General features: G+C 44.2%; 26 protein-coding genes. 5 read left to right on the top strand and 21 right to left on the bottom strand.

The window, feature by feature from the left end:
• Positions 1-2 precede the first annotated feature (2 nt).
• Together L1D23_RS15490 and L1D23_RS15485 are read right to left on the bottom strand one after the other, a co-directional pair.
• A complete protein-coding gene (locus tag L1D23_RS15490) occupies positions 3-1,742 on the bottom strand; it encodes an alpha-galactosidase (protein WP_239867874.1) in 1,740 nt (579 codons plus the stop codon).
• Positions 1,743-2,035: 293 nt separating this feature from the next.
• A complete protein-coding gene (locus L1D23_RS15485; RefSeq protein WP_239867872.1) occupies positions 2,036-3,013 on the bottom strand; it encodes a porin in 978 nt (325 codons plus the stop codon).
• Positions 3,014-3,364: 351 nt separating this feature from the next.
• Here L1D23_RS15485 and L1D23_RS15480 point away from each other — a divergent pair, with 351 nt between their 5' ends.
• A complete protein-coding gene (locus tag L1D23_RS15480; protein ID WP_345779108.1) occupies positions 3,365-4,105 on the top strand; it encodes a transporter substrate-binding domain-containing protein in 741 nt (246 codons plus the stop codon).
• Between the two features lie 14 nt (positions 4,106-4,119).
• Here the strand turns inward: L1D23_RS15480 and L1D23_RS15475 are convergent, their stop codons facing one another.
• From L1D23_RS15475 to L1D23_RS15465, 3 genes are all read right to left on the bottom strand, one after another.
• Positions 4,120-4,995, bottom strand: a complete 876-nt coding sequence (locus tag L1D23_RS15475; protein ID WP_239867866.1) for an SDR family oxidoreductase — start codon at positions 4,993-4,995, stop codon at positions 4,120-4,122.
• 133 nt (positions 4,996-5,128) lie between these two features.
• Complete coding sequence (locus L1D23_RS15470; RefSeq protein WP_239867863.1) at positions 5,129-6,280, bottom strand: patatin-like phospholipase family protein; 1,152 nt, start codon at positions 6,278-6,280, stop codon at positions 5,129-5,131.
• Positions 6,281-6,289: 9 nt separating this feature from the next.
• A complete protein-coding gene (locus L1D23_RS15465; RefSeq protein ID WP_239836778.1) occupies positions 6,290-6,382 on the bottom strand; it encodes a YnhF family membrane protein in 93 nt (30 codons plus the stop codon).
• A gap of 131 nt (positions 6,383-6,513) precedes the next feature.
• Here L1D23_RS15465 and L1D23_RS15460 point away from each other — a divergent pair, with 131 nt between their 5' ends.
• From L1D23_RS15460 to L1D23_RS15450, 3 genes are all read left to right on the top strand, one after another.
• Positions 6,514-7,107, top strand: coding sequence for a porin family protein (locus L1D23_RS15460; RefSeq protein WP_239836779.1), 594 nt, complete (start codon positions 6,514-6,516; stop codon positions 7,105-7,107).
• Positions 7,108-7,607: 500 nt separating this feature from the next.
• A complete protein-coding gene (locus L1D23_RS15455; protein WP_239867860.1) occupies positions 7,608-9,068 on the top strand; it encodes a sodium-dependent transporter in 1,461 nt (486 codons plus the stop codon).
• Between the two features lie 2 nt (positions 9,069-9,070).
• Positions 9,071-9,169, top strand: a complete 99-nt coding sequence (locus tag L1D23_RS15450) for a MetS family NSS transporter small subunit (RefSeq protein ID WP_239836781.1) — start codon at positions 9,071-9,073, stop codon at positions 9,167-9,169.
• A 64-nt stretch (positions 9,170-9,233) separates the two neighbouring features.
• Here L1D23_RS15450 and L1D23_RS15445 read toward each other — a convergent pair whose 3' ends face one another.
• The 15 genes from L1D23_RS15445 to yceD form a co-directional block, all read right to left on the bottom strand.
• A complete protein-coding gene (locus tag L1D23_RS15445) occupies positions 9,234-9,659 on the bottom strand; it encodes a hypothetical protein (protein WP_239868547.1) in 426 nt (141 codons plus the stop codon).
• 166 nt (positions 9,660-9,825) lie between these two features.
• A complete protein-coding gene (ptsG, locus tag L1D23_RS15440; protein ID WP_239867857.1) occupies positions 9,826-11,256 on the bottom strand; it encodes a PTS glucose transporter subunit IIBC in 1,431 nt (476 codons plus the stop codon).
• Between the two features lie 445 nt (positions 11,257-11,701).
• On the bottom strand, positions 11,702-12,469 hold the full coding sequence (locus L1D23_RS15435; RefSeq protein ID WP_239867854.1) for a YchF/TatD family DNA exonuclease: 768 nt from the start codon (positions 12,467-12,469) through the stop codon (positions 11,702-11,704).
• Positions 12,460-13,422: a DNA polymerase III subunit delta' gene (holB, locus tag L1D23_RS15430; protein WP_239867851.1), complete on the bottom strand. Its 963-nt coding sequence runs from the start codon at positions 13,420-13,422 to the stop codon at positions 12,460-12,462. Before holB ends, L1D23_RS15435 begins: the two co-directional genes overlap by 10 nt.
• Positions 13,423-13,424: 2 nt before the next feature.
• A complete protein-coding gene (tmk, locus tag L1D23_RS15425; RefSeq protein WP_239867848.1) occupies positions 13,425-14,054 on the bottom strand; it encodes a dTMP kinase in 630 nt (209 codons plus the stop codon).
• Positions 14,051-15,067, bottom strand: coding sequence for an endolytic transglycosylase MltG (gene mltG, locus L1D23_RS15420; protein WP_239867846.1), 1,017 nt, complete (start codon positions 15,065-15,067; stop codon positions 14,051-14,053). Before mltG ends, tmk begins: the two co-directional genes overlap by 4 nt.
• On the bottom strand, positions 15,064-15,867 hold the full coding sequence (gene pabC / locus L1D23_RS15415) for an aminodeoxychorismate lyase (protein ID WP_239867843.1): 804 nt from the start codon (positions 15,865-15,867) through the stop codon (positions 15,064-15,066). Before pabC ends, mltG begins: the two co-directional genes overlap by 4 nt.
• A gap of 76 nt (positions 15,868-15,943) precedes the next feature.
• Positions 15,944-17,188, bottom strand: coding sequence for a beta-ketoacyl-ACP synthase II (gene fabF / locus L1D23_RS15410; RefSeq protein WP_239867839.1), 1,245 nt, complete (start codon positions 17,186-17,188; stop codon positions 15,944-15,946).
• 90 nt (positions 17,189-17,278) lie between these two features.
• Entirely contained in the window at positions 17,279-17,512 is a 234-nt protein-coding gene (gene acpP, locus L1D23_RS15405; RefSeq protein WP_004406112.1) for an acyl carrier protein, read from the bottom strand.
• Between the two features lie 234 nt (positions 17,513-17,746).
• Complete coding sequence (gene fabG, locus L1D23_RS15400) at positions 17,747-18,481, bottom strand: 3-oxoacyl-ACP reductase FabG (protein ID WP_239836912.1); 735 nt, start codon at positions 18,479-18,481, stop codon at positions 17,747-17,749.
• Positions 18,482-18,502: 21 nt separating this feature from the next.
• Positions 18,503-19,426 (bottom strand): ACP S-malonyltransferase, encoded by a 924-nt coding sequence (gene fabD / locus L1D23_RS15395; protein ID WP_239867835.1) that lies wholly within the window; start codon positions 19,424-19,426, stop codon positions 18,503-18,505.
• Between the two features lie 74 nt (positions 19,427-19,500).
• Positions 19,501-20,451, bottom strand: a complete 951-nt coding sequence (locus L1D23_RS15390) for a beta-ketoacyl-ACP synthase III (protein ID WP_239836791.1) — start codon at positions 20,449-20,451, stop codon at positions 19,501-19,503.
• A 5-nt stretch (positions 20,452-20,456) separates the two neighbouring features.
• Positions 20,457-21,482 (bottom strand): phosphate acyltransferase PlsX, encoded by a 1,026-nt coding sequence (gene plsX / locus L1D23_RS15385; protein WP_239867832.1) that lies wholly within the window; start codon positions 21,480-21,482, stop codon positions 20,457-20,459.
• A 9-nt stretch (positions 21,483-21,491) separates the two neighbouring features.
• Positions 21,492-21,662 (bottom strand): 50S ribosomal protein L32, encoded by a 171-nt coding sequence (rpmF, locus tag L1D23_RS15380; RefSeq protein ID WP_006959289.1) that lies wholly within the window; start codon positions 21,660-21,662, stop codon positions 21,492-21,494.
• A gap of 31 nt (positions 21,663-21,693) precedes the next feature.
• Positions 21,694-22,218: a 23S rRNA accumulation protein YceD gene (gene yceD, locus L1D23_RS15375; protein ID WP_239867828.1), complete on the bottom strand. Its 525-nt coding sequence runs from the start codon at positions 22,216-22,218 to the stop codon at positions 21,694-21,696.
• A 148-nt stretch (positions 22,219-22,366) separates the two neighbouring features.
• Here yceD and L1D23_RS15370 point away from each other — a divergent pair, with 148 nt between their 5' ends.
• Positions 22,367-22,948 (top strand): Maf family protein, encoded by a 582-nt coding sequence (locus tag L1D23_RS15370; protein ID WP_239867826.1) that lies wholly within the window; start codon positions 22,367-22,369, stop codon positions 22,946-22,948.
• 78 nt (positions 22,949-23,026) lie between these two features.
• On the opposite strand, the gene rluC is transcribed toward L1D23_RS15370, so the two are convergent.
• Positions 23,027-23,971 carry a 23S rRNA pseudouridine(955/2504/2580) synthase RluC gene (rluC, locus tag L1D23_RS15365; RefSeq protein ID WP_239867823.1) on the bottom strand — a complete coding sequence of 315 codons (945 nt, stop codon included), beginning with the start codon at positions 23,969-23,971 and terminating at the stop codon, positions 23,027-23,029.
• Between the last annotated feature and the right edge of the window lie 450 nt (positions 23,972-24,421).

Below are 24,421 nucleotides of genomic sequence, written 5' to 3'. Positions count from 1 at the left end.
TTTCAGGGCGCAGTAACCACCGCTCTGCTCGATAAACCCGCATCCAGCGTCACTTCAATAACCGCGGTGCGCTCATGACTAAGCTTCTCCCCACTCCAGTAGTCATACCAATGCACTGGGAAATCAGACGTCAGAGTGACCTCTCGTGCTGGTTGCTGGAAATTAAATAGACAATGTAAGTCGTTTTGCTCCGTCATGGGTAGATACGCGTGGTGCAAACTCAATGACATGAATCGGGCGGCATTTTGATTATGCTTATGGCGGATAAACAAACGCGACAGTGTTCTCTGAGCAAACGGCGTCATCTCAGGTAATGGGTCACCTGATAACAACAGCCCACCACTCGCCAGCAATACATCACGATGAAATTCATAGTAACGCCGCTCAGTCGCTTGATTAGGTAGCGAGACTAACGTGGCGCAATCCGGATCAACCTGCCATAACTTCCGATGCTGCCAACTACGATAAAAGGTTTCTTTAGCAATCTGTTCGAAGCGCCTCTCATCTCGCTCGACATCGTCTGAGACCCGCATTGCATCGACAAGTCCCAGCGATGGCCACATTGGAGCATTACAGCCAAGAATCAAGGCCTCACCCGCTCCTTCGGCAATGGCTTCCATACCCAGCCGATACGCCTCTACACCTGTAATACCACTCTGATGTCTAAAACCTTTCAATGTTCCCCAATAGTTCGCATCGAGCTTGAATAACTCAATGCCCCACTCTTCACGCATAGTTTTCACTACGTTTGTTAGATGTTCCTGAACATCTGGATTAGACGTATCTAATATGTACCAAGGTGTACAACGCCAGCCCGCGTAAGTCACCTCTTCAGCTTTAAGTAATGAACCGTCGGCATGGGTAACAAACCAATCCCGGTGTTGTTTAAACACTTGAGACTCAGGTTGAGCAATAAAGGGAGCTAACCAAATTGCTGGTTTCTTGCCTTGGAGCTTAATTTCTTTGATCAGTGATTCTATACCAGATGGAAACTTGTTTGACGGTGTCAACCAATCGCCCATAAAAGCCTGGTAACCGTCATCCAACAGAACATATTCGAGTTGTTGTAGATCACCTTTCATACACTTCATGTTATCCAGAATATGCCCTTGTGTAACTTCAGCGTAATAAGCGTACCAAGAGCACCAGCCAATTGGTGCGTCCTTCATAGCGCCCTGACGAGCAGGATGATGTCGCGATATCAGTGTCGCATATTCATCATAAAGGGCGGAAAGAGACGTTCCCTGCAGCACAACAACAGATTCGAGTTGATTAGAAGCCCAATCAAGCGGGTGAGTGTTTTCACCATCAATGCATATCTTCAACCAAGTGTGATTTTCAATATCGACAATTTCGAAATATCCAGCAAAACGGTGACAAGAAGTAAAACCAAATAGGGTGTAACCCGTCGAATCTTCTACCACCAGATAGTTGTAGTAACGTTTTGCCGCAGTGGGAGGATAAATTCGGTAACTGGAAGAGTTGTCAGGACAACGTCCTATATCAATGGGGTGCTCCGCCGTGCCAGTCGTCTGAGCTAACATCTGAAAACCATCACCAAGCAAAGTGGCATTATGCTCAAAGCCAAATTCAGTAATCGCCAAGACATAACGTCCACCAAGGGGATCATTATTCAACCCTTGATAAGTAAACGTAATCTCATTGTGATTAATATCGGCCTGAAGATTGATGTCTCTTACTCGCAGGGTGCGACCATTCTCCAGTTTGACTGAAAACGACATAAATGAACTCCCAGACCCTATACATTTTTGCACTGTTAAACAAATTAGAGCACTAGGCTTTTTTATTGTCCAATCACTAACTTAGGTAATATTGGTCTAGGTCACGAATTGTCCACTTTAAATTCACAAGTTGAGTGAATACGGTTTTAGATGAGGTATAGCATAGAGATGAAACGAAAAAGCCCTCCAACTCCGGGAGGGCGAAAAGGCAGTGGATTATTGCGCTAAGCTTCCTGCTTAAAAAAGCCCACCTCAGTGGGCTTTAAGGGATATGAACAAACTCAGTCGTTAAATTAGAATGCGTAAGCCAGTTTAACGAATGATTCGATGTCGCCTTCTTCTGCGCCAACACCTAGGCTGTAACCTTCATCAGAGATGTGGTAAGCAACATCTACTAACGCAGTCACATTGTCAGTGAATGCGTAAGAACCACCAAAGTTCACTGCCTCACGAGTGTCTTCGATCGTTACGTAGCCCACTGCTAGGTAAAGAGCATCGATAGTGTAACCCGCAGAAGTGTTGTACATCTTCACTTTCTTACCATCTGCGAATTCTTCTTCGGCAAATGTCGCGCCGATGCCTACTGAGCCCAGCTTCACAGAGCCGTTCACTAGGTAAAGTTTGTCAGTAGTACCTTTATCTTCATCGTTATCTTCGTAACCAAAGTTAACCATGAAAGTGTCGTTTTCATAACCTAGGTAACCGTTGTAACCTGGTTGGCGCTCTTCTTCAGCAGAATCGTCCGTATAGTTGCGGTCACCATAGTAAGAGATGCCGTACTTAACGCCTTCTTTATCGCCTTCAAACTTAACTACCTGACGTGCGTCAGAAGCGTCATTTGGTGACCATAGGAACTCAATAGTTTGGTCTGCAGCACCATCCACTGCGTCGAGAGCTGTGTCGTTAGCATAACCAGCAGAAACAACACCAGCTCCAGTTTTGTAACCAACCCAAGTATCTGTAATAGTAAACGTTGAGTCTGATGTACCGTAGTCATTTTCTACGTCAAATTCACCACCAAACTTACCGACAATGTTGCCGTTTTCGTAATCAGCGAAGATATCAAAACCCGTGACACCACCGTTGTAAAACTCTTCGTCTTTTTGTTTGTCGAAATTATTTACTTCTTCGTTTTCTTTACGGTCTGTTTGGTAATAACCACCAACGGCGATTTCACCTGATACTGTAAATTGGTCGCCTGAAAGTGCGTCTGCGGCTACCGCTGAACCAGTAATAAGAGATAGGGCTACTGCTAAAACTGTCTTTTTCATTTTCTATGTTCCTATAGATTTTTATTTATGAGCGTCAAATACCACCTGCCCGCTCTGGCTATAGAAACTATTGGCACTAATAATTATTAACAAATGAATCAATAAAAAATGACCGTAGCCACATAATTAAGGTTGTCGAAAACACTTAAGTTTTATTAATCACTAATAACAAGTAACTCAATTAAAAGAAAAAAGTGCCCCATGCTGTCATAGAAGATGAAAAGCAGCCTTGTCACTGAATTACGAACATGATTGAGTAAATACCGCCATACCTATGCCCTGAGCAGAAATATTCTTTGCTTTCTCAACCTCAACTAAACTTATAACTAAGAGGTTTGATGGAACAGACTGGTGTACAGATCCGCGATTGGACAATTCATTTGCCTTATTCTCATTCTTTGGGGTGGAGTCGTATGGTCCTCGCCACTGAGAGTCGCCCAGGATTTATGGCCCCCGTATGTCATGAATTCTGTATTAGGCAGTGGTATCGCGCATGATTTAGTCACCGATGGACTTGTCTCATCGGGCTATGAAGTTGAGTATTCTGTCAAACCATGGTCGCGAGTGCTGAAAGAAACTATTAATGGAAAAAATGACGTCATCATCGCCATCTGGAAAACAGAGCAACGCAATAAGGATTACTTGTTTACTGATGTCTATATGTACAACCAAATGGCTTTCGTGTATCGCTCTGACACCAAGTTCGAATACGTATCGCAAAACAGTTTAAAAGGGAAAAGAGTCGCGTTAATTAACAACTACGGCTACGGTGCTGGGCTACGCGAATTTGATGGGTTGATTCCAATAGACTCTATAGACTTACCTAATAGTATCCGTCTCGTTATGACGGATCGCGCTGATGTATTAGTCACAGACGAGGCTGTCGGCAGATGGACGGTAAAAGAGATGAGAATTAAGAAGGGCGAGCTGTACTTTAGCACGACTTACCTTGATTCAACCCCACTTCACGCAGCCGTCAGGCGAGATCACCCACAAGCTAAAGCAATCGTCTCAGCTCTCAATCGCTACTTCCGAGAGCATGCCGCTCAGAAGCTTGAGCAACTCAGAGTAAAGTACGGGTTAACTGACTAAATATGAACACTTGTTTATTCCGTCTGGCGCATTTCATTGTGGCAAGCCACAAAATGATCACGAATGGTTTTATTCCCATAACATGGTGCAATCGCGTCACTACCTAATACAGTCAAGAAGAACTCGGGGGGGCCGACCCAATTCTCTGGCAAATGAGGAAAGAACCATAACAAAGCTCGACGAACAATATCAGGGACAGAAACGATCGAAACAGGCTTGCTCTGTACTTGAAAAGCCAAACGTGCGAGCTCATTAATCGATAATACCTCTGGGCCTCCGATATCATACTCATTTTGATCTGAGTCTAGCTGACTTAAACAAAAACTAGCCAAATCTTCCCCATCAATGGGATTCATTCGCATTGCCCCCTGACCAAATTGATAGATTCGCCCTTTGGCCGCCATACGATAGAACTCCTCAAGGTCTACAAAAAATCCATTTGGCCTGATGACACACGGAGATAAATGTTCTGAATTCAGTAATCGACGCGCAAATCTCTCTTTGGCTCGAAGCAATCGAACTTGTGGGTACTCTTGTGCCTTAAAGGCTGAAACATAGATAAACCGTCTAACGCCGGATCTTTCCGCTTCAAGTAAGATATTTAGATTCGCTTGGTAATCGACATCCATATAACTGACATCATCCTTCTGGCGAGTAACACCTAAGCAAGAAATAACCGCATCAACACCTCGACATATGCCCTCAAGTTGCTCTGGCTTAGTGACTTGCGCTTCGATGATTTGTGATTCGCTGAGCCCTATTTCAATCAGCTTTTTCTTATTACGAGCAAGGGCAATAAAGTCGCGTTTCTGTTCTAAAAGCTGTTTCACAATATGTATGCCCAAATAGCCTGTGGCGCCAACAACCAAAACTTTATGTGATGTTGCCATTCCATTCTCCTTATTCACTCATCATGACTTATTGACGATTCGATTTTCGTTGGGCGGTGTAATCCTTCACTAAACGTTCAGAACATTACCAGAATTGAAGAAGATATACTGGAATCTGTATATGATGGCTTCATTACTGCCCTTCTGGGACACGTCGCGCAGAGACAGAAGAGAACATTTCTACAAAGCGAAAGCCGGAATCGAGCCCGACCTGATAATCATGCAACAACGCATCACGACTGCTCATTAAAGAGTTAGATAGCAAAGGCTTGTCGGGCTTAATTTGCACAATAAAGCAGTCATCAGGAGGATTATGCAGAAAGTTTTGAGTTAATGCGTAAGTTTGATAGTGCACCATGAGCATGTCAGCCAAACTCGAGTCAAATCTGTCCCCAAGTAAGTAGCCCAATCTATATATGCTGTCCGCTCCAAATAGCCAACGTCCTCCATTCAATGGCTCTATATACTGTTGACTTATTTTTTCTTCTTTTGCACGTTGCAGTTGTTCATAAAAGAATGTTCGCCAGTCAATTTTCCATTGGGCAAACCTCTCTTGCCATTGTTCCTGTATTAATTGAAATGAGCCTCGATTCCAATTAATGCGTTCACCTTCAGGCAAAGGTAACGGCCCAGGCTCCTCTAGATCCTCACCTTCCGTGCGAATGACAACGATACACCTTGCCTCTTTACGCCATGCTTCCTGAACTGGTATAGACGCCGAGACTCCGCCGTCCACATAAACCCCATGTTCAAACTCAACCGCTTCATGATAGAGCCTTGGAATTGCACAGGTAGCGATCAGCACTTTTCTCCAATCATCTTCCAGCATGGGCAGATAATGGTCCAATAGACGTCGGGTATCTGTCACTGCCGCATATGCTTTACGATCAGCCAACACCCGCCGACCCATATCAATATCTAGCTTATAAGGAAATTCACTGATTTTATCCAAAGCCCAGTCAAGGCCTAGATATTGTTTACGTCGGATGTAACGAAATAGATTGAAAAACTCTGGTTCAGTGGTGAGTTCAAGAATGAATGAGCGTCCCAAACCTCTTTGACGACATAGGTAGGCGCAAAGGTTTAATGCACCTGCGGATGTTCCATAAAAAGTATCAAAGGGATCGAAATTCGATAACTGAAAGGCATCAAGCACTCCCGAGGTAAAAATACCACGCTGACCACCCCCTTGAGCAACCAGCGCATTTTTACCACCTGTGTACTTTGCAAAGCGTTGAGTATCCAACTGGATAGCAGCGCTGGTAACCACACCGCTATTGTCCATAAGCTCAACCTAGGCTGAAGTGATTGCGATTAGGCCAAAACCTATCAGAACAGCAAAAACTGTTACAGTGATGACTAACGCATATTTCAGATCGTGTTCCATAGACACCTCCATTATTGTGTAACAAAGTAATAACATCGTTGTGAGATATCTTCAATAATTCCCTTTTTTGTGTGCGTAATTATGACGTTACTATCACAATTAGAAGATATCGCTCTGATAGGACAGTGCTTATGAACAACAAAAATATCCCTCTGCTCGGTTGCATTTTGCTTAGTTTTACTCCGACAACTTTTGCAGATGTATATCTAACACCTTGGGCTGGTTACACCTCAGGTGGCAGTGTAGAGAATCAAGATCAACAAGAGTACGATCTGAAAGGTTCCGCAAGCTTTGCAATAAGCGCTGAAATGGATCTAGACAAAGGCAGAATCGGTTTGTTTTACGCCAATCAAAAAACCGACGTAGAAACCGTCAGCCTCAGCTCAACCATGCACTATCTACATTTTCAAAGTAGCATTTATTATCCCGTTGAAGAGTCACTATACAGTTATCTTGGTGTTGGGCTGGGCGGTTCATACATAGATGCAGATTGGGTGGGCGATGAATTGGGCTTTTCTGCCAGTATCTTCGGTGGTTTTGAATATCGTCTCACTGAGCACTTTGCACTGAATACTCAGCTGCGTTGGCTTGGCACAGTTGTCGATAACGACACCAGTGGCGTATGCAATCTGCCCGCTTCACAGGAAGGAAGTTGCCTCATTAAATTCAAAACAGATTGGATGAACCAATTCTCGGCAAATGTCGGATTAACCCTACGCTTTTAGAGGCAATGCCTTTTCATTGCAAATAATTTAGTAAAATACATTAACTGAGCGTATATTTTTCAGTCATACGCTCTCTTAATTTTAAAAGAGTTATGTTTCATTTCACACAAAAAAATCTCAAGTTTCTTCTAGAAAAGTATGTAACAACCATTTAACTCACTAATAAGTCATCACAAATACATTTTTCTCACCAAACCCCAACATTGAACTCACAATTACAATCTATTGCTTTAACCTATGCTTGTAGTTAGTCTTTTCAATATGCACAGCTGATTATTTCAGTTAGAGCAAACACACATTGAAAAATTAAGCATTTATATCTGAGAAACCTTAAAGAAACCCAAATAAACAACCACAAACTTATTTAGATAAAGACAGTTAAGCATCCATATTAATCGTTATATCTGCTTTACTGATTATAAGTTTGCTCAGGCTCCCGTTCAGCCTGAAGGGGTTTGAGGTAGCTTCACTCTCGGAAATCGGATTGACAGGAGTCCTTTATGAAGCGAGAACAATGGGGATCCCGCGCCGGGTTTATTCTGGCGGCAGTGGGATCGGCTATCGGCTTAGGAAACATTTGGCGTTTCCCATACATGGCCTATGAAAACGGCGGTGGCGCTTTCTTTATCCCTTACCTTTTTGCAATGATCACTGCAGGCATACCTTTTATGATCCTAGAGTTCAGTATGGGTCAAAAATATAGAGGCAGCGCGCCAAGAACTTTAGCTAAAATTCACTCCAAATTTGAATGGCTTGGTTGGTTCCAAGTCGGCGTTGCTGCTGTCATTGCCGTTTACTACGTGGCTGTGATTGGCTGGGCGATCTCCTATTTTGGTATGTCGTTTAACCAGAGCTGGGGAACCGACACCAATGCATTCTTCTTTAGTGATTACCTAGCTTTAGGCGATAACTCGCCAACAGACCTTGGCAGTATCCAATGGAAGATTGCCATCGCGATGCTGATTGCTTGGGGGATCACCTACGCTGCTGTTGTTGGTGGCGTTAAGGCTGGTATTGAGCGGGCCTCTAAAATCATGATGCCTATTCTCTTCATCATGGTCGTACTTCTTATCGGTCGCATGATATTTCTGCCTGGTGCTTTGGATGGCGTCAACTATATGTTCGAGCCTGACTTCAGCAAAATTTGGGATGTTAAAGTATGGGCAGCAGCGTACGGCCAAATCTTCTTCACACTCAGTATTGGTTTTGCCATCATGCTGGCTTACTCTAGTTACCTACCTGAGAAGTCGGATATAACCAACAATGCGTTTATGACCGTATTGATCAACTGTGGCTTCTCAATTCTGGCTGGTATCATGATTTTCTCTGTATTGGGCTACATGGCACAAGAACAGGGCAAACCACTGACTGAAGTGGTTTCTGCTGGTGTTGGGTTAGCGTTTGTGACTCTACCAGCAGCAATTAACTTGCTCCCAGCACCATATATCCTCGGTCCTCTGTTCTTCTTCGCTCTTGTCGTGGCCGGATTGAGCTCACATATCTCCATTATGGAGGCCGTTACGTCAGCCGTTATCGACAAACTAAAATGGAGTCGCAAAAAAGCGGCAACTGTTGTTATTGGCACGGGCGTGATTGTCTCAATGGCATTTGCAACCAATGGCGGTCTACTACTGCTAGATTTGGTCGATCACTTCGCGAACAATGTCGGCATCATGGTGGGTGGTTTTGTCGAGATTATTCTTATGGCTTGGTTACTGAACAAAGTTGGAGACGTACGTGAATACGTTAATGAAATCTCAGACTTTTCTGTCGGTGCTTGGTTTGTTGTGTGCTTACGATTCATCACGCCAGTCATGCTCGCTGTCATTCTTGCAACCAAATTACAAACCCTATTCACCGAAGGCTACGGTGGCTATGACCTAACACTAGGTTGGGCAATGATAGCAGCTCTATTCGTTATCGGTGTACTCATTAATGCAGCTAGCCGCAAGGAGGCCTAATTATGACAACAGGTGCAATTATTATGATGGTAGTAGGTTTAGGTATCACATGGGGTGGTGCTGCTATCTGTATCAAAAGAGCAATGAATAAGCAGGACTAACCTTACTGCTTATCTTTATCTCAAATGCCGACATTGAATGTCGGCATTTGTGTATTGTTCAGAGCTAAAATGTGTACTTAACGCCGAGGGCTCCGCCAATCTGAAGTTCCGGGCCACTATACAAATCTAGCTCAGGGTGAACTTGACCATACATGTTCCAACCTTGACTGAAATTCCAGTTCAAACCAAGCGGCACACGGGCACCAAATTCGTTATGGTCCCATTCGCTCCATACCCCCGCTCCAATATACCAAGTGAAAGGTGTACTCTCGCTAAATTCACCACGCTTAATAATGTAATCAAACGCAGCGCCATCATTACCAACAGTAAAGCGATACTGATTATCCAGTTCAAGTACTGCACTTAAGTCTTGATCAACCGCCAAGCCCGCGGAAATACTCGTAGATTCAGAGCCCTCCGCAATCGTAGCAGTACTACCGATTAACGCTGATAGGGCCACCATAGTTTTAACTAGTGCACTTGTCTTCATCACTATTTACTCCCACAAAATAAAACAACATACAATCATCCCAATTTATGAGTTCACAGTGTCAAATAGAGGTAAAAGTAGGGTTAAAGGCAAGGCAGGTATGGAGCTAGCTCGGATCAAAAAAGGAGGCCGAAGCCTCCTTTTTCACACTAATGAAGAGTAGGAATTAACCGTGGTTACGGATCCATTCATCCATCTCAGTTTTTAGGTTGTCAGACTTAGTACCAAAGATAGCCTGAACACCACCTGCCACCACTACTACGCCTGCAGCGCCTAGTTGTTTTAGTTTGTCTTGGTCAACAGCTTCTGTATCCGATACTGCTACACGTAAACGAGTGATACATGCGTCTAGACCCGTGATGTTTGCTTTACCACCGAATGCTGCAACTAGCTCACCAGCCATGTCTGAACCAGATGTCGCGACTGCTTCTTCAGATTCATCTTCACGACCTGGAGTCTTAAGATCCATCGCTTTGATAACAGCGCGGAATACTGCGTAGTAGATAACCGCATAAACCAAACCAACACCTACCATCAGACCAATTTTCTGTGCGTTACCAGATAGTACAATGAAATCGATCAGACCGTGTGAGAACGAAGTACCATGTACAAAACCTAGAGTGTTTGCAACAACGTATGCAGAACCCGCTAGTAGAGCATGGATACCGTACAGTACAGGAGCAACAAATAGGAATGAGAATTCGATTGGCTCTGTGATACCTGTTAGGAATGAAGTCAGGGCAGCAGACGCCATGATACCCATTACTTTCGCGCGGTTCTCTGGCTTAGCAGAGTGAGCGATTGCAATAGCTGCTGCTGGTAGACCGAACATCTTGAACATGTAACCACCTGCTAACTGACCGAAGCCATTACCCGCAGCACGAGATGCTTCGTCTGCAACTAGGTAACAAGTTAGAACGCCGTTTTGTGTTTCGCCAGCAGCATTCACACAAGTACCCGCTTCGAAGAAGAATGGTACGTTCCAAACATGGTGTAGACCGAATGGGATTAGAGAACGCTCAACGATGCCGTAGATGCCGAATGCAACTTGTGGGTTCTGATGTGCAGCCCAGTCAGAGAAAGAAGCGATAGCGCCACCAATTGGAGGCCATACCACTGACAGTACAATACCCAGTGCGATAGCAGCGAAACCAGTAATGATAGGCACAGCACGCTTACCAGCGAAGAAGCCTAGGTATTCTGGCAGTTGAATCTTGAAGAAGCGGTTAAATGCCCATGCAGCCACACCACCAACAAGAATACCACCTAACACACCTGTGTCGATTTTCTCAACACCCATGACACCAGCCATCACACCCAGCGTTGCTGTCATGATACCGTAGCCAACGATTGCAGCCAGACCTGCTACACCATCGTTGTTAGTGAAACCAAGCGCTACACCCACCGCAAATAGCAATGCCATCTGGCCAAATACAGAGCCACCAGCCTGTTCCATCAAGTTGGAAACAATTTCCGGAATAAAGCTCAGATCGGCAGCACCAACCCCGAGTAGAATACCTGCAACAGGTAAAACCGATACTGGTAGCATCAGCGCTTTACCCACTTTTTGCAGGTTGGCAAAAAGATTCTTAAACATGTTTATGCTCCTGAAAAGTTATAAGAATTATTGGGTTCTAACGGCACACCCCCGTAGCCTTAAATGTTAGCACCCAGAGAAAATGTAACCACGTAAAACAGTATATTTTCCGGCTCTAAATATATATTGATGGTGAACAAACTTTCTAGTTAGTGATGGAAATTAGTTTCAAACTAATAGATGGATCACAATCCATAAGAGACTAAATTAGCTCACTTTTACCATATATCTTATTGATATTTATAAACTTATCATAAAGCGCAATTAATTTTGATGAGTAAATAAAATAAGCCCGATTGTTATTTCATGTAACAAAATTACAATTTGATATTTACCGCCTCTCACCTTCAACAGATTTAGTAAACAAGCGACTTTTTATGAACTAACGTGATATTAGACACAAAAAAAGGGAGCAGGCGCTCCCTTTTTAACCAGAACTCTTTTTCTATCTCAAAAAAAGATTTCTGAAGTTTTCACTAGTTTTACTTCCGACTTCGCTCAACGAAGTATTTTTCAATTGGGCAATATAGGAAGCGACTTCAACCACATAGGCTGGCTGGTTTTGCTTTCCTCGATGCGGTACAGGGGCAAGATAAGGTGAATCGGTTTCAATTAATAGCCTTTCAAGCGGTAAAACTTTCACCACTTCTTTCAACTCAATGGCTTGCTTAAACGTCACAATCCCTGAGATAGAAATATAAAAGCCCAGCTCCATCGCAGCTTCGGCAAACGCAAGATCTTCGGTAAAACAATGAATCACACCACCACACTTTTCTGCTTGACCACGACGAAGAATATCCAACGTATCTTGTCTAGCATTACGCGTATGTATAATCAAAGGCTTATTCAGCTTAACACCTAGCTCAACTTGCTGTTGAAATCTCAGCCTTTGTAACTCAGCGGTTTCAGGCTGGTAGTGATAATCCAGCCCGGTTTCTCCTATCGCTACCACTCTTGGGTTCGAGGCATATTCATGCAACCGATCCAACGCAAACTCACTCTCTACATCCAAAGGGTGAACACCACAAGAAGCGTAAACGTTGTCAAAAGGCTCGATCATTTCCAGCATGGCAGGGAAAGAGTCTAACGTCACCCCAACCGAAAGTAGCTCTGATACATTAGCGGCCTTGGCTTTCTCCACGACATCCTCAATACCAGAATGCAGATCCTGATAATCCAATTTGTCTAAATGACAGTGCGAGTCTACGAACATGATTCCTCATTAAATCTAAATAACCAATCTAAGATTAACAGCTCACTATTTAGGCCAACGTGCTCTCTAAGCTGATCAAGTAACCGACTCAATGTGTCAGTTTGGCGGTACAATATCTGATAGCTGATACAGCCTGCTAATAACTTTGCCCTTGGCGTGAAGTAAGGCTGATTCAAGCCAAAATGGACTTTTTGAGCATCTGTCATCAGGTACCACAACCATTGTAGGTACTCTACTGGTGAACTAGCCAGTTCTTTTGCTAACTTGACATTATCTCCCATATTTTGAGCAACCTTTAGGAGTTCAGCTTCAAATGACAAATACTTCTCTTCGTAATCTTGTTCAATGAATGCTTGTGTTTTAAGCGGCGCGTTACCATTAAGGTGCGCGACATAAGGTGCGATAGTGACAGACACTTGTGTGCTTAACCATTGAGTGACTACCTCAGGCTCTGGATTCACCACCTGCCATTGCTGACAGCGGCTGGTTATGGTTGGTAACAGTTGGTGCACTTTGTGGCTCAACAAAAGAAACATACAGCTTTCGGATGGTTCTTCTAGTGTTTTCAGTAATGCGTTAGCCGCAGACTCGTTCATCGCTTCCGCTGGTTCAATAATGAACAGCCTAACCCCCGACAACTGAGAAGACTCCTGTGCCAAGCGATTACATTGGCGAATCTGTTCCACTGTAATCGCCTTGCCTTCTTTTTCAGGCTTAACGATATGAAAATCTGGATGGTTGTTCGCTTGCATCAACTGACAACTATGACAGAAGCCGCAAGCTTCATTGACGTAATTACTACACATCACAGCATTGCTGAATTTTTCGACCAGCTGCTCAGCACCAAGACCTTCCTCTATAGCCAATAAGGTGGCATTAGAGAATCGCTCAGCCTCAAGGCTTAATTGCCACTCCTGCCAGATATCAGTCAGCCAAGGATACAGTGCTTGCATAGCTATTGTTCCAACCAGTTGGTTAAGACGGTTTTGATGTCTAGCGCAACTTTATCAATACTTTGCTCAGCGTTAACGACAACGACGCTCGGGTCGTTGTCTGCCAACTCAAGATAACGCTCTCGTGTACGATCGAAAAAGCTCATATCCATTTTCTCGATTCGGTCTAACTCCCCACGCCCACGAGCTCGTTCAAGGCCGACACGTGGGTTGAGGTCAAGATATATCGTTAGATCGGGTTTGAAATCACCCAGTGTGGTCTGTTTAAGCACACTCATTGTTTGCTTGGAGATTTGACGACCACCGCCTTGGTAGGCCTGAGAAGACATATCATGACGATCTCCCACCACCCATGTACCGTCAGCGAGAGCTGGTTTAATCACATTTTCGACCAACTGAACACGAGCTGCATACATAAGAAGTAATTCAGTCATATCTTGCAGCTCCTCACCTTCGTGCTCTTGCTTCACCAAGGTTCTGAGTTTTTCCGCTAATACCGTGCCACCAGGTTCTCGGGTGTTTCGGATTCTTTCTATACCCGTTTGTTTTAGCGTATCAAGCACTGCATTGATAGCCGTGCTTTTCCCCGCGCCTTCTAACCCTTCAATTACGATGAATTTCGCTTGTGTCATTTGTTGCTTCTTAATTGTCTTAAATACGCACGAACGGCTCGATTATGCTCGCTCAGTGTTTTGGAAAATACGTGGCCACCTGTACCGCTGGCCACAAAATAGAGATAGTTGCTATTTTCAGGATTAGTGGCTGCCGCGATAGAGGCTTCGCCAGGCATAGCAATTGGCGTAGGTGGTAAGCCAAATATCACATAAGTGTTATATGGTGTCGGTGTTCGCAAGTCTTTCTTACGTATATTTCCATCATACTTGTCACCCATGCCATAGATAACAGTGGGATCCGTTTGTAAACGCATTCGCTTATTGAGGCGATTAACAAAAACACTCGCAACACGTTCGCGCTCAGCACCTACCGCCGTTTCTTTTTCGATAATAGAGGCAAGAATTAAAGCATCGTAAGGTGTCTTTAACGGCAAGTTGTCCTGACGTTGCTGCCAATGTTTTTCGAGAACCTGTTCAAGCTTGTCAGCCGCACGTTTGAGAATATCGAGGTCTGAAGTTCCAAACGTATAGTGATAAGTCTCAGCCAGAAGTAACCCCTCCAATTTGGATTGAGTAAGACCAATCTGTTGAGCAATTTCTGCTTCACTTAATTCTGACGTTTTATGTTCAAGGTATGGCGCACTCTCCATTGCTTCACGCCACTCTGCAAAGGTTGAGCCTTCAACAAATGTAATAGCAAACTGATGCTCTTTACCTGTCTTGAATAATTCTAGCGCTTGAGTGAGGTTGAGCTCTGGTTTAAGCAGATAGGTACCTGCTTTTACTTGGGTTAGTTCGGGATGAAAGCGACGAACGAATCGAGCCATATCACTAGACTCGATTAGGCCTTGCTCTGTCAACTCGGAAAGAAGGCGATTGAAACTCACACCGGACTCTAAGGTATAAATTTGTTCTTGTTCGAGCTTAAGGAGCTGAGCCACGTACTCATCCACTTGTTGCTTCACATATAGATATCCAGCGCCAGCGATCAACATAGCGAGAACCAGAAAAAAGGTGATCTTTTTAATCACGGGTTAACCATCTCCTGAATTTTTTTCGTTATCGTTCCTATTGAATAGGTTTGTGTGCCAACACTTTTAACAGGAGCAACACCAAGAATCGAGTTACAAACAAACACTTCATCCGCACTATAGAGCTGCTCAAGCGTATAGTCTCCGCTTTGAGCTTGAACACCGTCACGGAGCAAAGTCTCAATGACCACTCGGCGCATAACACCTGAAACACCTGCATTCGTCAAATCTGGGGTATGTATAATACCTTGCTTAACCCAGAACACATTGGCCATCGTCGTTTCAATGACTCGATCGTTCACATCTAAAGCAATGCCATCCGCCCAACCTGCATGATCCATTTCAGCTTTCAACAATATCTGCTCAAGACGATTATTATGTTTATGACCAGCTAACAAAGGGTTCAAGCCTAACCTTTTTTGACACACGCCTAGACAAATCCCATCCGTTAACCATTTTTCATAATGGACAGGATAGTGAAAGGCGCTAATAGTAACATTTGGTAAGGTCACTTGAGTAGGGCTATATCCACGCCCCCCTACACCGCGACTGATGTGTAGCTTTAAACCCGATTTAGGCGCGTTGATCCGCGCGCTCCTGAGCCAAGTTTCTACATCCTGCCAGTCAGGAGGTTGAATATCGAGCACCTCCAAACAAGACTGCATTCGATCTTTGTGCTTACCCCAATGTTCTATATCACCATCAACAACCAACATGGTCGTAAAACAGCCATCTCCGTATTGAAACGAGCGATCTGCGAGCGCAATCATTTCAGCGGCTTGTCCATTAACCCAATACATATCAGTGCCCAAATAAAAGAAAACGGCTTAATGCCAAAGCATTAAGCCGTTTTATCACAAATTAGAGAATGACTCTTTAGATCTTTTTGAAAACCAACGAGCCATTTGTACCACCAAAGCCAAATGAGTTACAGATAGCGTACTCTGAGTCGATTGGTTTTGCCGTATGAGGGACTAAATCAATGTCTTCAAGGCCTTCTTCACGGTTGTCTAAGTTAATGGTTGGTGGAACCATTTGATCAACCAAAGACATAATCGTCACAATGGCTTCAACAGAACCAGCAGCGCCAAGTAGGTGACCCGTCATTGACTTGGTAGAAGAAACTTTCACTTGCTGAGTACCTTCTTCGCCCAGTGCACGACGGATGCCTTTCACTTCAGCAACATCCCCAGCCGGAGTAGACGTACCGTGAGCATTTACATAGCCGACTTGTGTACCAGTGATGCCAGCGTCGCGCATTGCCGCTTCCATTGCCAGCGCACCACCAGAGCCATCTTCACTCGGCGAGGTCATGTGGTAAGCATCACCAGACATACCAAAGCCAACCAGCTCTGCGTAGATCTTAGCACCGCGTGCTTTGGCATGTTCGTACTCTTCCAGAACAATGATACCTGCGCCATCACCCAATACAAAACCGTCACGGTCTTTATCCCATGGGCGAGAAGCTTTTTGGGGTTCGTCATTACGGGTTGACAGCGCTTTCGCTGCACCAAAGCCAGCCATGCCCAGAGGAGTCGAAGCTTTTTCTGCGCCACCTGCAACCATAGCGTCAGCATCACCGTATGCAATCATACGGGCAGCATGACCGATATTATGTAGACCCGTTGTACACGCAGTAGAAATCGCGATATTAGGACCGCGCAAACCACGCATAATGGATAAGTTACCAGCAACCATATTTACAATGGTTGAAGGGACGAAGAATGGGCTGACTTTGCGTGGGCCTTTTTCAACAAGCGCAGTATGACCAGACTCAATAAGGTCAAGACCACCGATGCCTGAACCAATCGCAACACCTACTCGCGCTGCGTTTTCTTCATTAATTTGTAAACCAGAGTCGTCTAAAGCTTGGATACCAGCAGCGATGCCGTATTGGATAAACAAGTCCATCTTACGAGCATCTTTTTTAGACATGTACTCTGTACAGTCGAAATCTTTTACTAAGCCTGCAAAACGAGTTGAGAAATTTTCAGTATCAAAGTGCTCGATATTCACAATACCACTTTGACCAGCTAGCAAGGCTTTCCAGGATGATTCTACAGTGTTGCCGACCGGTGACAACATACCCATGCCAGTGACAACAACACGACGCTTGGACACGATTTTATTCTCCGGGATTGAAATGATTCTATGAGAGGATAGAAGGAATAAAAAGAACACAGGCGGCCAGAAGGCCGCCTGGGAGAGATATTACTGAGCGCTGTTCACGTAGTCGATAGCAGCTTGAACAGTAGTGATCTTCTCAGCTTCTTCGTCTGGAATCTCAGTGTCAAATTCTTCTTCTAGAGCCATTACTAGTTCAACAGTGTCTAGAGAATCAGCACCTAGATCGTCAACGAAAGAAGCTTCATTTTTAACTTCTGCTTCGTCTACACCTAGCTGTTCAACAATGATTTTCTTTACGCGTTCTTCGATGTTGCTCATTTTTCTTTTCCTTTACAGATTTCGCTCAATGCGATGATTCCGTAGTTTATTCGAACTATTGAAAGTTGCAAGGGGGTCCTTGCTGGTCAAACCACAATTTTCGCGATTTTAACCGAAATTCAATACATTTTTGACTTATATCATGCACAAATGTTGCGCATTTCAATGCCAGTTATCACAAACTATAGGCTACTTTTGTGACAGCAAATAGCCCATTTGGTTCAAGATTAGGCATTAAACCATGTACATGCCACCATTAACATGCAAAGTTTCACCAGTAATGTACGCAGCTTCTGGAGAAGCTAAGAACGCTACTGCTGATGCAATTTCACGTGGGTCACCAAGACGACCAGCTGGGACGTTAGCCAAAGTTGCTGCACGTTGCTCGTCATTTAGCGCCTTAGTCATGTCAGTTTCGATAAATCCTGGTGCAACGGTGTTAACGGTTACACCACGAGAAGCCACTTCACGTGCCATAGATTTAGTGAAACCAATCACACCTGCTTTTGCTGCTGCGTAGTTAGTTTGACCTGCATTACCCATAGTACCAACAACAGAACCAACGTTGATGATACGACCTGCACGCTTCTTCATCATGCCACGAAGTACAGCTTTAGACATGCGGTAGATAGGCGTCAGGTTAGTATTGATGATGTCATTCCATTCATCATCCTTCATACGCATCAGTAAATTATCACGCGTAATACCTGCATTGTTCACCAGAATATCGATTGCGCCAAACTCATCGTTAATATTTTTCAGAGTTGCTTCAATTGATTCGATATCTGTCACGTTTAGCGCCAGACCTTTCCCATTTTCACCAAGGTATTCACTGATTGCAGCAGCACCATTCTCAGAGGTCGCAGTACCGATAACCTTAGCACCACGTTCAACAAGTAGTTCAGCGATAGCACGGCCAATACCACGACTTGCGCCTGTGACCAGTGCGATCTTGCCTTCTAGGTTCATCATGATTTATTCCTTAAAAGTTTACTTAGCCGCTTCTAGAGATGCAGCATCGTTAACTGCAGCGCCACTAAGTGTCTTTACGATACGTTTTGTCAGGCCGGTAAGAACTTTACCTGGGCCTAATTCAAGAAGTTTTTCAACACCTTGCTCGCTCATTAACTGTACACTTTCAGTCCAGCGGACTGGGCTGTATAGTTGGCGCACAAGTGCATTTTTAATTTTCTCAGGATCCGTTTCAGCAACAACATCAACGTTATTGATCACTGGCAACTGAGGAGCATTGAATTCGATGTTTTCAAGAGCGACAGCCAGTTTGTCGGCTGCAGGCTTCATCAAAGCACAATGAGAAGGCACGGAAACAGGTAGCGGTAGAGCACGCTTAGCCCCCGCTTCTTTACACAGTGCTCCAGCACGCTCGACTGCATCCTTACTACCCGCTATAACAACTTGACCTGGAGAGTTGTAGTTTACTGGCGACACCACTTCACCTTGAGCCGCTTCTTCACATGCTTTAGCAATAGATTCATCATCTAGACCGATGATCGCGAACATAGCACCAGTGCCTGCTGGCACTGCTTCCTGCATGAGCTGACCACGTAACTCAACTAATTTGATGGCTTGTTTAAAATCAATCACACCAGCACAAACCAGCGCTGAGTATTCACCTAGGCTGTGCCCTGCTAGGTTTGCTGGTTGCTCTAAACCTAGCTCTTGCCATACTCGCCAGATAGCAACTGAAGACGCTAGCAATGCAGGTTGAGTACGGAATGTCTGATTAAGATCTTCAGCAGGGCCATTTTGAACCAGCGCCCAAAGATCGTAACCGAGAGCCTCAGACGCTTCTGCGAAAGTGTTTTTTACTACTTCATACTGTTCGCCAAGCTCTGCAAGCATACCCACAGCTTGAGAACCTTGACCTGGAAATACGATAGCAAAATTGCTCATTTTCTTTTCCTTAAAACAAAGTAAGAAAGAAAAGATGCCTAAAAAGGCACCTTAAAGTTTAAATTCAATTGAGGTTAGAACTTAACCAGAGCTGAGCCCCAAGTAAAACCGCCACCAAACGCCTCCAACAGAAGCATCTGACCACGTTTAATTCGCCCATCACGCACAGCTTCATCCAGTGCTGTCGGGACAGTGGCCGCTGATGTATTGCCATGCCTATCCAGGGTAATCACTACTTGATCTAATGACATAGACAGCTTCTTAGCCGTTGCGGAGATAATACGGTAATTGGCTTGATGAGGAACTAACCAATCTAGTTCAGACTTATGCATATCGTTGGCAGCCAGCGTGTCCTTAACGAGTTTGGACAGCTGTGTCACCGCCACTTTAAAGACCTCGTTGCCCGCCATATGTAGCCACTTATCAGCATCTTTACCACGCTCAGGAACCTCAAGGCTTAGCAACTCACCGAAACGGCCATCTGAGTAGATATGCGTTGAAAGAATCCCAGGCTCTTCACTTGCACCAACAACAACCGCACCAGCACCATCACCAAATAAGATAATGGTAGAACGGTCTGTTGGATCACAAGTTTTCGACAGAGTATCTGAACCGATAACCAGTACATTCTTACACATACCCGTTTTGACATGCTGGTCAGCGACAGAAAGTGCGTAGACAAAACCTGAACATGCCGCGGCAATGTCAAATGCAGGACAACCTTTGATATCCAATTTAGCCTGAACTTGGCACGCAGAAGATGGAAAAGTATGACTACTACTGGTTGTCGCGACAATGATCAGGTCGATATCGTTTTTGTCGATACCCGCCATTTCAATAGCATTCTCTGCCGCGATATACCCCATATCAGCAACAGTTTCACCCTCGGCTGCGATGCGACGCTCTTTAATACCAGTACGAGCGACAATCCACTCATCACTCGTATCTACCATTTTCTCTAAATCTGCGTTTGAACGCACCTGAGATGGCAGGTAGCTGCCAGTACCTAAAATTTTGCTATACATGAAGACTAATAATGCCTCTCGAGTAAAACCGCTTCCAAACGATCACTAATACGGCTGGGTACTTGTCGTTTGACCTCGTGTAACGCTTCACCAATGGCATTGATGACCGCGTCTACATCAGCACTTCCGTGGCTTTTTATGACAATGCCGCGCAATCCTAGCAAACTTGCACCGTTATACTGGTCGGGGTTCAATGTTTTTAGTTCATTAAATAGCCCAGAAAATAATTTTCTTGCAATCCAACCTTTTATCGATGAAGCCATCATGCTCGTTTTCAGCTTATCGATAAACAGTTGAGCGGTACCTTCACATGCTTTGAGACACACATTGCCGACAAAACCATCACAAACCACCACATCAGCAGAATCGTGCAATAACTGATTACCTTCAATATAGCCGACGAAATTCACGGATTGCGTCTGAGATAACATTTCAGCACAACGTTTTACGAGATCGTTACCTTTAATTTCTTCAGCACCGATATTAAGAATCGCAACACGTGGAGGCCGGCCGAGATACTGTTCAGTTAAAGCACTACCCATAACCGCAAACTGAAACAGAGAATCCGCATCGCACGATACATTGGCACCAAGATCTAACATCCAAGTTCGACCACCGGAAGCGGTCGGTAAGGCTGAGATTAGTGCTGGACGCTCAATTCCTGGTAGTAGTTTCAGTCGAAAACGTGACAAAGCCATAAGTGCACCAGTGTTACCACCACTGACACAGGCATCGGCTTCGCCTTGAGCCACAGCATCAATAGCGGTAGCCATTGAAGTACCATTGCTGTTTCGCAGCGCAAGAGAAGGTTTTTCTGAGTTAGAGATCACCCGGTCACTGTGCTGAATACTCAGACGAGCATCAGGTTGATAACCAATAGATGACAATTGAGTTGTGATCGCAGTCCGATCACCTGTGAGGATCACTTTCAGCTCTGGGAAATGCGACAGTGCCTGCACGGCGGCAGGCACTGTGACGCGAGGACCGAAATCCCCGCCCATTGCATCAAGTGCAACGGTTATATTAGGCAAAGGTCAACCTTACTTGTTGATAACCTTTTTACCACGGTAGTAACCTTCAGCAGTTACGTTGTGGCGCAGGTGAGTTTCACCTGAAGTTGCGTCTACAGATAGTGCAGCTGTAGATAGGGCATCGTGTGAACGACGCATGCCACGCTTTGAACGTGATTTCTTGCTCTTTTGTACGGCCATTGACCCTACTCCTATGTTAATTCTTAAAGAATTACTTCTTTAAGTTTTTTAAAACATCGAATGGATTCGGCTTATCTTCCACAATTTCTTCTGGAATTTCACCAAATACCAAATTGTCTGATTTAACGCTACAGTCCGCTTCATCATGTTTTGCGATTTGAGGCAAGTTTAGAATGAACTCGTCTTCAACAAGCTGTATTAGGTCAATTTCACCGTACTCGTTCAGATCTACCAAATCGTACTCTTCCGGTGCTTCCTCTTCAGTCTTTTCACCTTTGTAAGGTGTATAAGTGAATTGGACATCGCACTCATGTGCGAAAACCTCATTACAGCGTTGACACTCTAAATCAACTTCGATGTTAGCTTTACCAGAGATAACAACGAGCTGCTGTTCATCTAACTCAAATGACAATGACACTTGAGCGTCGCGTTTAACGCCTTCGACTGAGTCAAACAAACGCTTAAAAAGGCTAACTTGAATGATACCATCATAATCAAGTCGCTTCTGAGCAGCGCGTGCCGGATCAACCGTTCGCGGTATTTTTACCTTTTGCATAGGGCGCGAATTCTATCTTCCAATTCGTTTTGAGTCAAAGGAAAAGGACAAAAAGTTAGAGTTTTTTTCCTTAGTATCAGAAGAGCTAGGACGACTAGCGTAATATCGATTAAGCTGTGGCTAACTCCCTGAAAGATTGTAATAGACAATGTCAAAATACCAACTTGTTTTAGCCTCAACCTCTCCATATCGCAAACAACTGCTTGATAAACTATCACTCCCTTTTGTCACTGCCTCTCCTCGTTTTGATGAGACACCACTTTCTAACGAGCAACCTGAAAACCTAGTCAAGCGCTTAGCAATAGGTAAAGCTGAGTCTTGTCAGACCGAGCAGCCGAGTCTTATCATAGGCAGTGATCAGGTTTGTATTATTAATGGGCAAATAATAGGTAAGCCTAAGAATAGGGAGAAAGCCATTCAGCAGCTCACTCAACAAAGCGGCAAGGCCATTCAATTTTTTACTGGGCTAGCGATCCATAACACTGAAACAGAAAAGACAGAAGTACGGGTAGATACATTTACCGTTCAATTCCGAAAGTTGACGCACCAACAAATCTGCAATTATGTCGATAAAGAACAACCATTCTATTGCGCAGGTAGCTTTAAGAGTGAAGGATTAGGCATCGCCTTATTTGAGCGACTAGAAGGTAAAGACCCGAACACCTTAATTGGCCTTCCTTTGATTGACCTGATAGATATGCTTGAAACTCAAGGAGTCTCTGTACTTTAATCAGATTGAGTGTATTCACACGCGAGAGTAGAACTCTGTTACTGTTTAACTCTCGCTTATTAAGATCTATCACTTCATTTAAAGATTACGAAGTCCAGCTAATGCCTTTTCAAGCTTTGGCTCTATTGGAGCACTTATCTCCATCCATTCGTCATTAGATGGATGTTGGAACTTGATATTAGCTGCATGAAGGAAAAGGCGATCAAGCCCTACTTTCGCGGTATATGCATCAAATCGACGATCACCATATCGGTCATCCCAAGCAATTGGATGACCTGTATACTGAGTATGAACACGGATTTGGTGGGTACGCCCCGTGATAGGACTCGCCTGAATCAAAGTCGCATCTGCGAACTTTTCTATGATCTTAAAGCGTGTCTCTGAAGGCTTTCCCTGCGGATTCACACGCACAATACTATTCACCTCATTTTTGAGTAGTGGCGCTTTGACAACCTTACAGCTGCTTTTCCACTGACCCATCACCAAGGCAAAGTAGTATTTCTGCACGGTTTTCTCTCGAAACTGAGCTTGAAGATGGCGCAAAGCTGAACGCTTTTTCGCCACGAGCAAAATACCAGAAGTATCACGGTCAATACGATGCACTAGTTCAAGAAAACGAGCTTGTGGTCTTAGTGCACGTAATGCTTCAATCGCGCCAAACTTTAGCCCACTGCCACCATGAACAGCAGTACCCGAAGGTTTGTTTAGAATTAACATATGTTCATCTTCATGGATGATCATATGTTCAAGTTCTGCCACCTTATTGAGTCTGACACTTGGTGCAACTTCGTCTTGCTTTTCTTCAATCGTCACAGGAGGGATTCTGACTAAATCCCCCGCTTTCAATTTATATTCAGCTTTGATTCGCTTCTTGTTTACGCGTACTTCCCCCTTGCGCAAGATCCGGTAAACCATGCTTTTGGGAATGCTTTTCAGTTGGTTGCGTAAGAAGTTATCGATACGCTGGCCAGCCATGTCTTCGTCGATATCGACAAACTGGACTTTTGTTCTAATTTCGCTCATTTGGCTATTCTATCATTCTAGCTTGCGTAAGTTCACGTTTTCTAGGCAACAACTTAATCATCCCCTCTCTTAGAATGAATTTCTGTTGTTCTACGAATAAAAATCCACCAAGCTAATTGCAATTTTCAAAAAACCTTATACAAAGTTTTTAAATACATGCACTTAAAAAATTTAAAATTAGGTTTTTTAGCGTTTTATAATAAAGCAGATTGCTGAGTTTAATGGGTACTGCTATAGTTCACACCTGCAATGAATGATTAGGTTGCATTTTAAACAAGCCCGATCACTTTTGAGCAAGAGAATGAGTAGCCCGCTAATTTACCAAAATGCAGCATATGGCGTAAGACATTTTCGGGATTAGTACAGCTTGCTGCCCTACTCAAAAATCTTTCATGTTGAGTATCATCCGCCACTATTGCGGCTTACAAGCCAAACGTTTGTAAGACTGAC

Origin of the sequence: Vibrio sp. Isolate24 (genome assembly GCF_022398215.1) — a bacterium.
GTDB classification, from domain to species: domain Bacteria; phylum Pseudomonadota; class Gammaproteobacteria; order Enterobacterales; family Vibrionaceae; genus Vibrio; species Vibrio coralliilyticus_A.
The sequence above is the reverse complement of the archived record's forward strand: the minus strand, read 5'-3'. Positions and strand labels throughout refer to the sequence as shown.

Bases quoted from the DNA above. Each gene is read 5' to 3' on its own strand.
- L1D23_RS15435 (WP_239867854.1), bottom strand. From the start codon at position 12,469: ATGTTCGTAGACTCGCACTGTCATTTAGACAAATTGGATTATCAGGAT.
- L1D23_RS15465 (WP_239836778.1), bottom strand. From the start codon at position 6,382: ATGGAACACGATCTGAAATATGCGTTAGTCATCACTGTAACAGTTTTT.
- holB (WP_239867851.1), bottom strand. From the start codon at position 13,422: ATGCAAGCACTGTATCCTTGGCTGACTGATATCTGGCAGGAGTGGCAA.
- ptsG (WP_239867857.1), bottom strand. From the start codon at position 11,256: ATGTTTAAGAATCTTTTTGCCAACCTGCAAAAAGTGGGTAAAGCGCTG.
- L1D23_RS15475 (WP_239867866.1), bottom strand. From the start codon at position 4,995: ATGGCAACATCACATAAAGTTTTGGTTGTTGGCGCCACAGGCTATTTG.
- L1D23_RS15490 (WP_239867874.1), bottom strand. From the start codon at position 1,742: ATGTCGTTTTCAGTCAAACTGGAGAATGGTCGCACCCTGCGAGTAAGA.
- L1D23_RS15445 (WP_239868547.1), bottom strand. From the start codon at position 9,659: ATGAAGACAAGTGCACTAGTTAAAACTATGGTGGCCCTATCAGCGTTA.
- tmk (WP_239867848.1), bottom strand. From the start codon at position 14,054: ATGACACAAGCGAAATTCATCGTAATTGAAGGGTTAGAAGGCGCGGGG.
- fabD (WP_239867835.1), bottom strand. From the start codon at position 19,426: ATGAGCAATTTTGCTATCGTATTTCCAGGTCAAGGTTCTCAAGCTGTG.
- rluC (WP_239867823.1), bottom strand. From the start codon at position 23,971: ATGAGCGAAATTAGAACAAAAGTCCAGTTTGTCGATATCGACGAAGAC.
- L1D23_RS15370 (WP_239867826.1), top strand. From the start codon at position 22,367: ATGTCAAAATACCAACTTGTTTTAGCCTCAACCTCTCCATATCGCAAA.
- L1D23_RS15455 (WP_239867860.1), top strand. From the start codon at position 7,608: ATGAAGCGAGAACAATGGGGATCCCGCGCCGGGTTTATTCTGGCGGCA.
- L1D23_RS15460 (WP_239836779.1), top strand. From the start codon at position 6,514: ATGAACAACAAAAATATCCCTCTGCTCGGTTGCATTTTGCTTAGTTTT.
- acpP (WP_004406112.1), bottom strand. From the start codon at position 17,512: ATGAGCAACATCGAAGAACGCGTAAAGAAAATCATTGTTGAACAGCTA.
- fabG (WP_239836912.1), bottom strand. From the start codon at position 18,481: ATGAACCTAGAAGGCAAGATCGCACTGGTCACAGGCGCAAGTCGTGGT.
- L1D23_RS15485 (WP_239867872.1), bottom strand. From the start codon at position 3,013: ATGAAAAAGACAGTTTTAGCAGTAGCCCTATCTCTTATTACTGGTTCA.
- yceD (WP_239867828.1), bottom strand. From the start codon at position 22,218: ATGCAAAAGGTAAAAATACCGCGAACGGTTGATCCGGCACGCGCTGCT.
- rpmF (WP_006959289.1), bottom strand. From the start codon at position 21,662: ATGGCCGTACAAAAGAGCAAGAAATCACGTTCAAAGCGTGGCATGCGT.
- L1D23_RS15470 (WP_239867863.1), bottom strand. From the start codon at position 6,280: ATGGACAATAGCGGTGTGGTTACCAGCGCTGCTATCCAGTTGGATACT.
- L1D23_RS15390 (WP_239836791.1), bottom strand. From the start codon at position 20,451: ATGTATAGCAAAATTTTAGGTACTGGCAGCTACCTGCCATCTCAGGTG.
- pabC (WP_239867843.1), bottom strand. From the start codon at position 15,867: ATGTATTGGGTTAATGGACAAGCCGCTGAAATGATTGCGCTCGCAGAT.
- L1D23_RS15450 (WP_239836781.1), top strand. From the start codon at position 9,071: ATGACAACAGGTGCAATTATTATGATGGTAGTAGGTTTAGGTATCACA.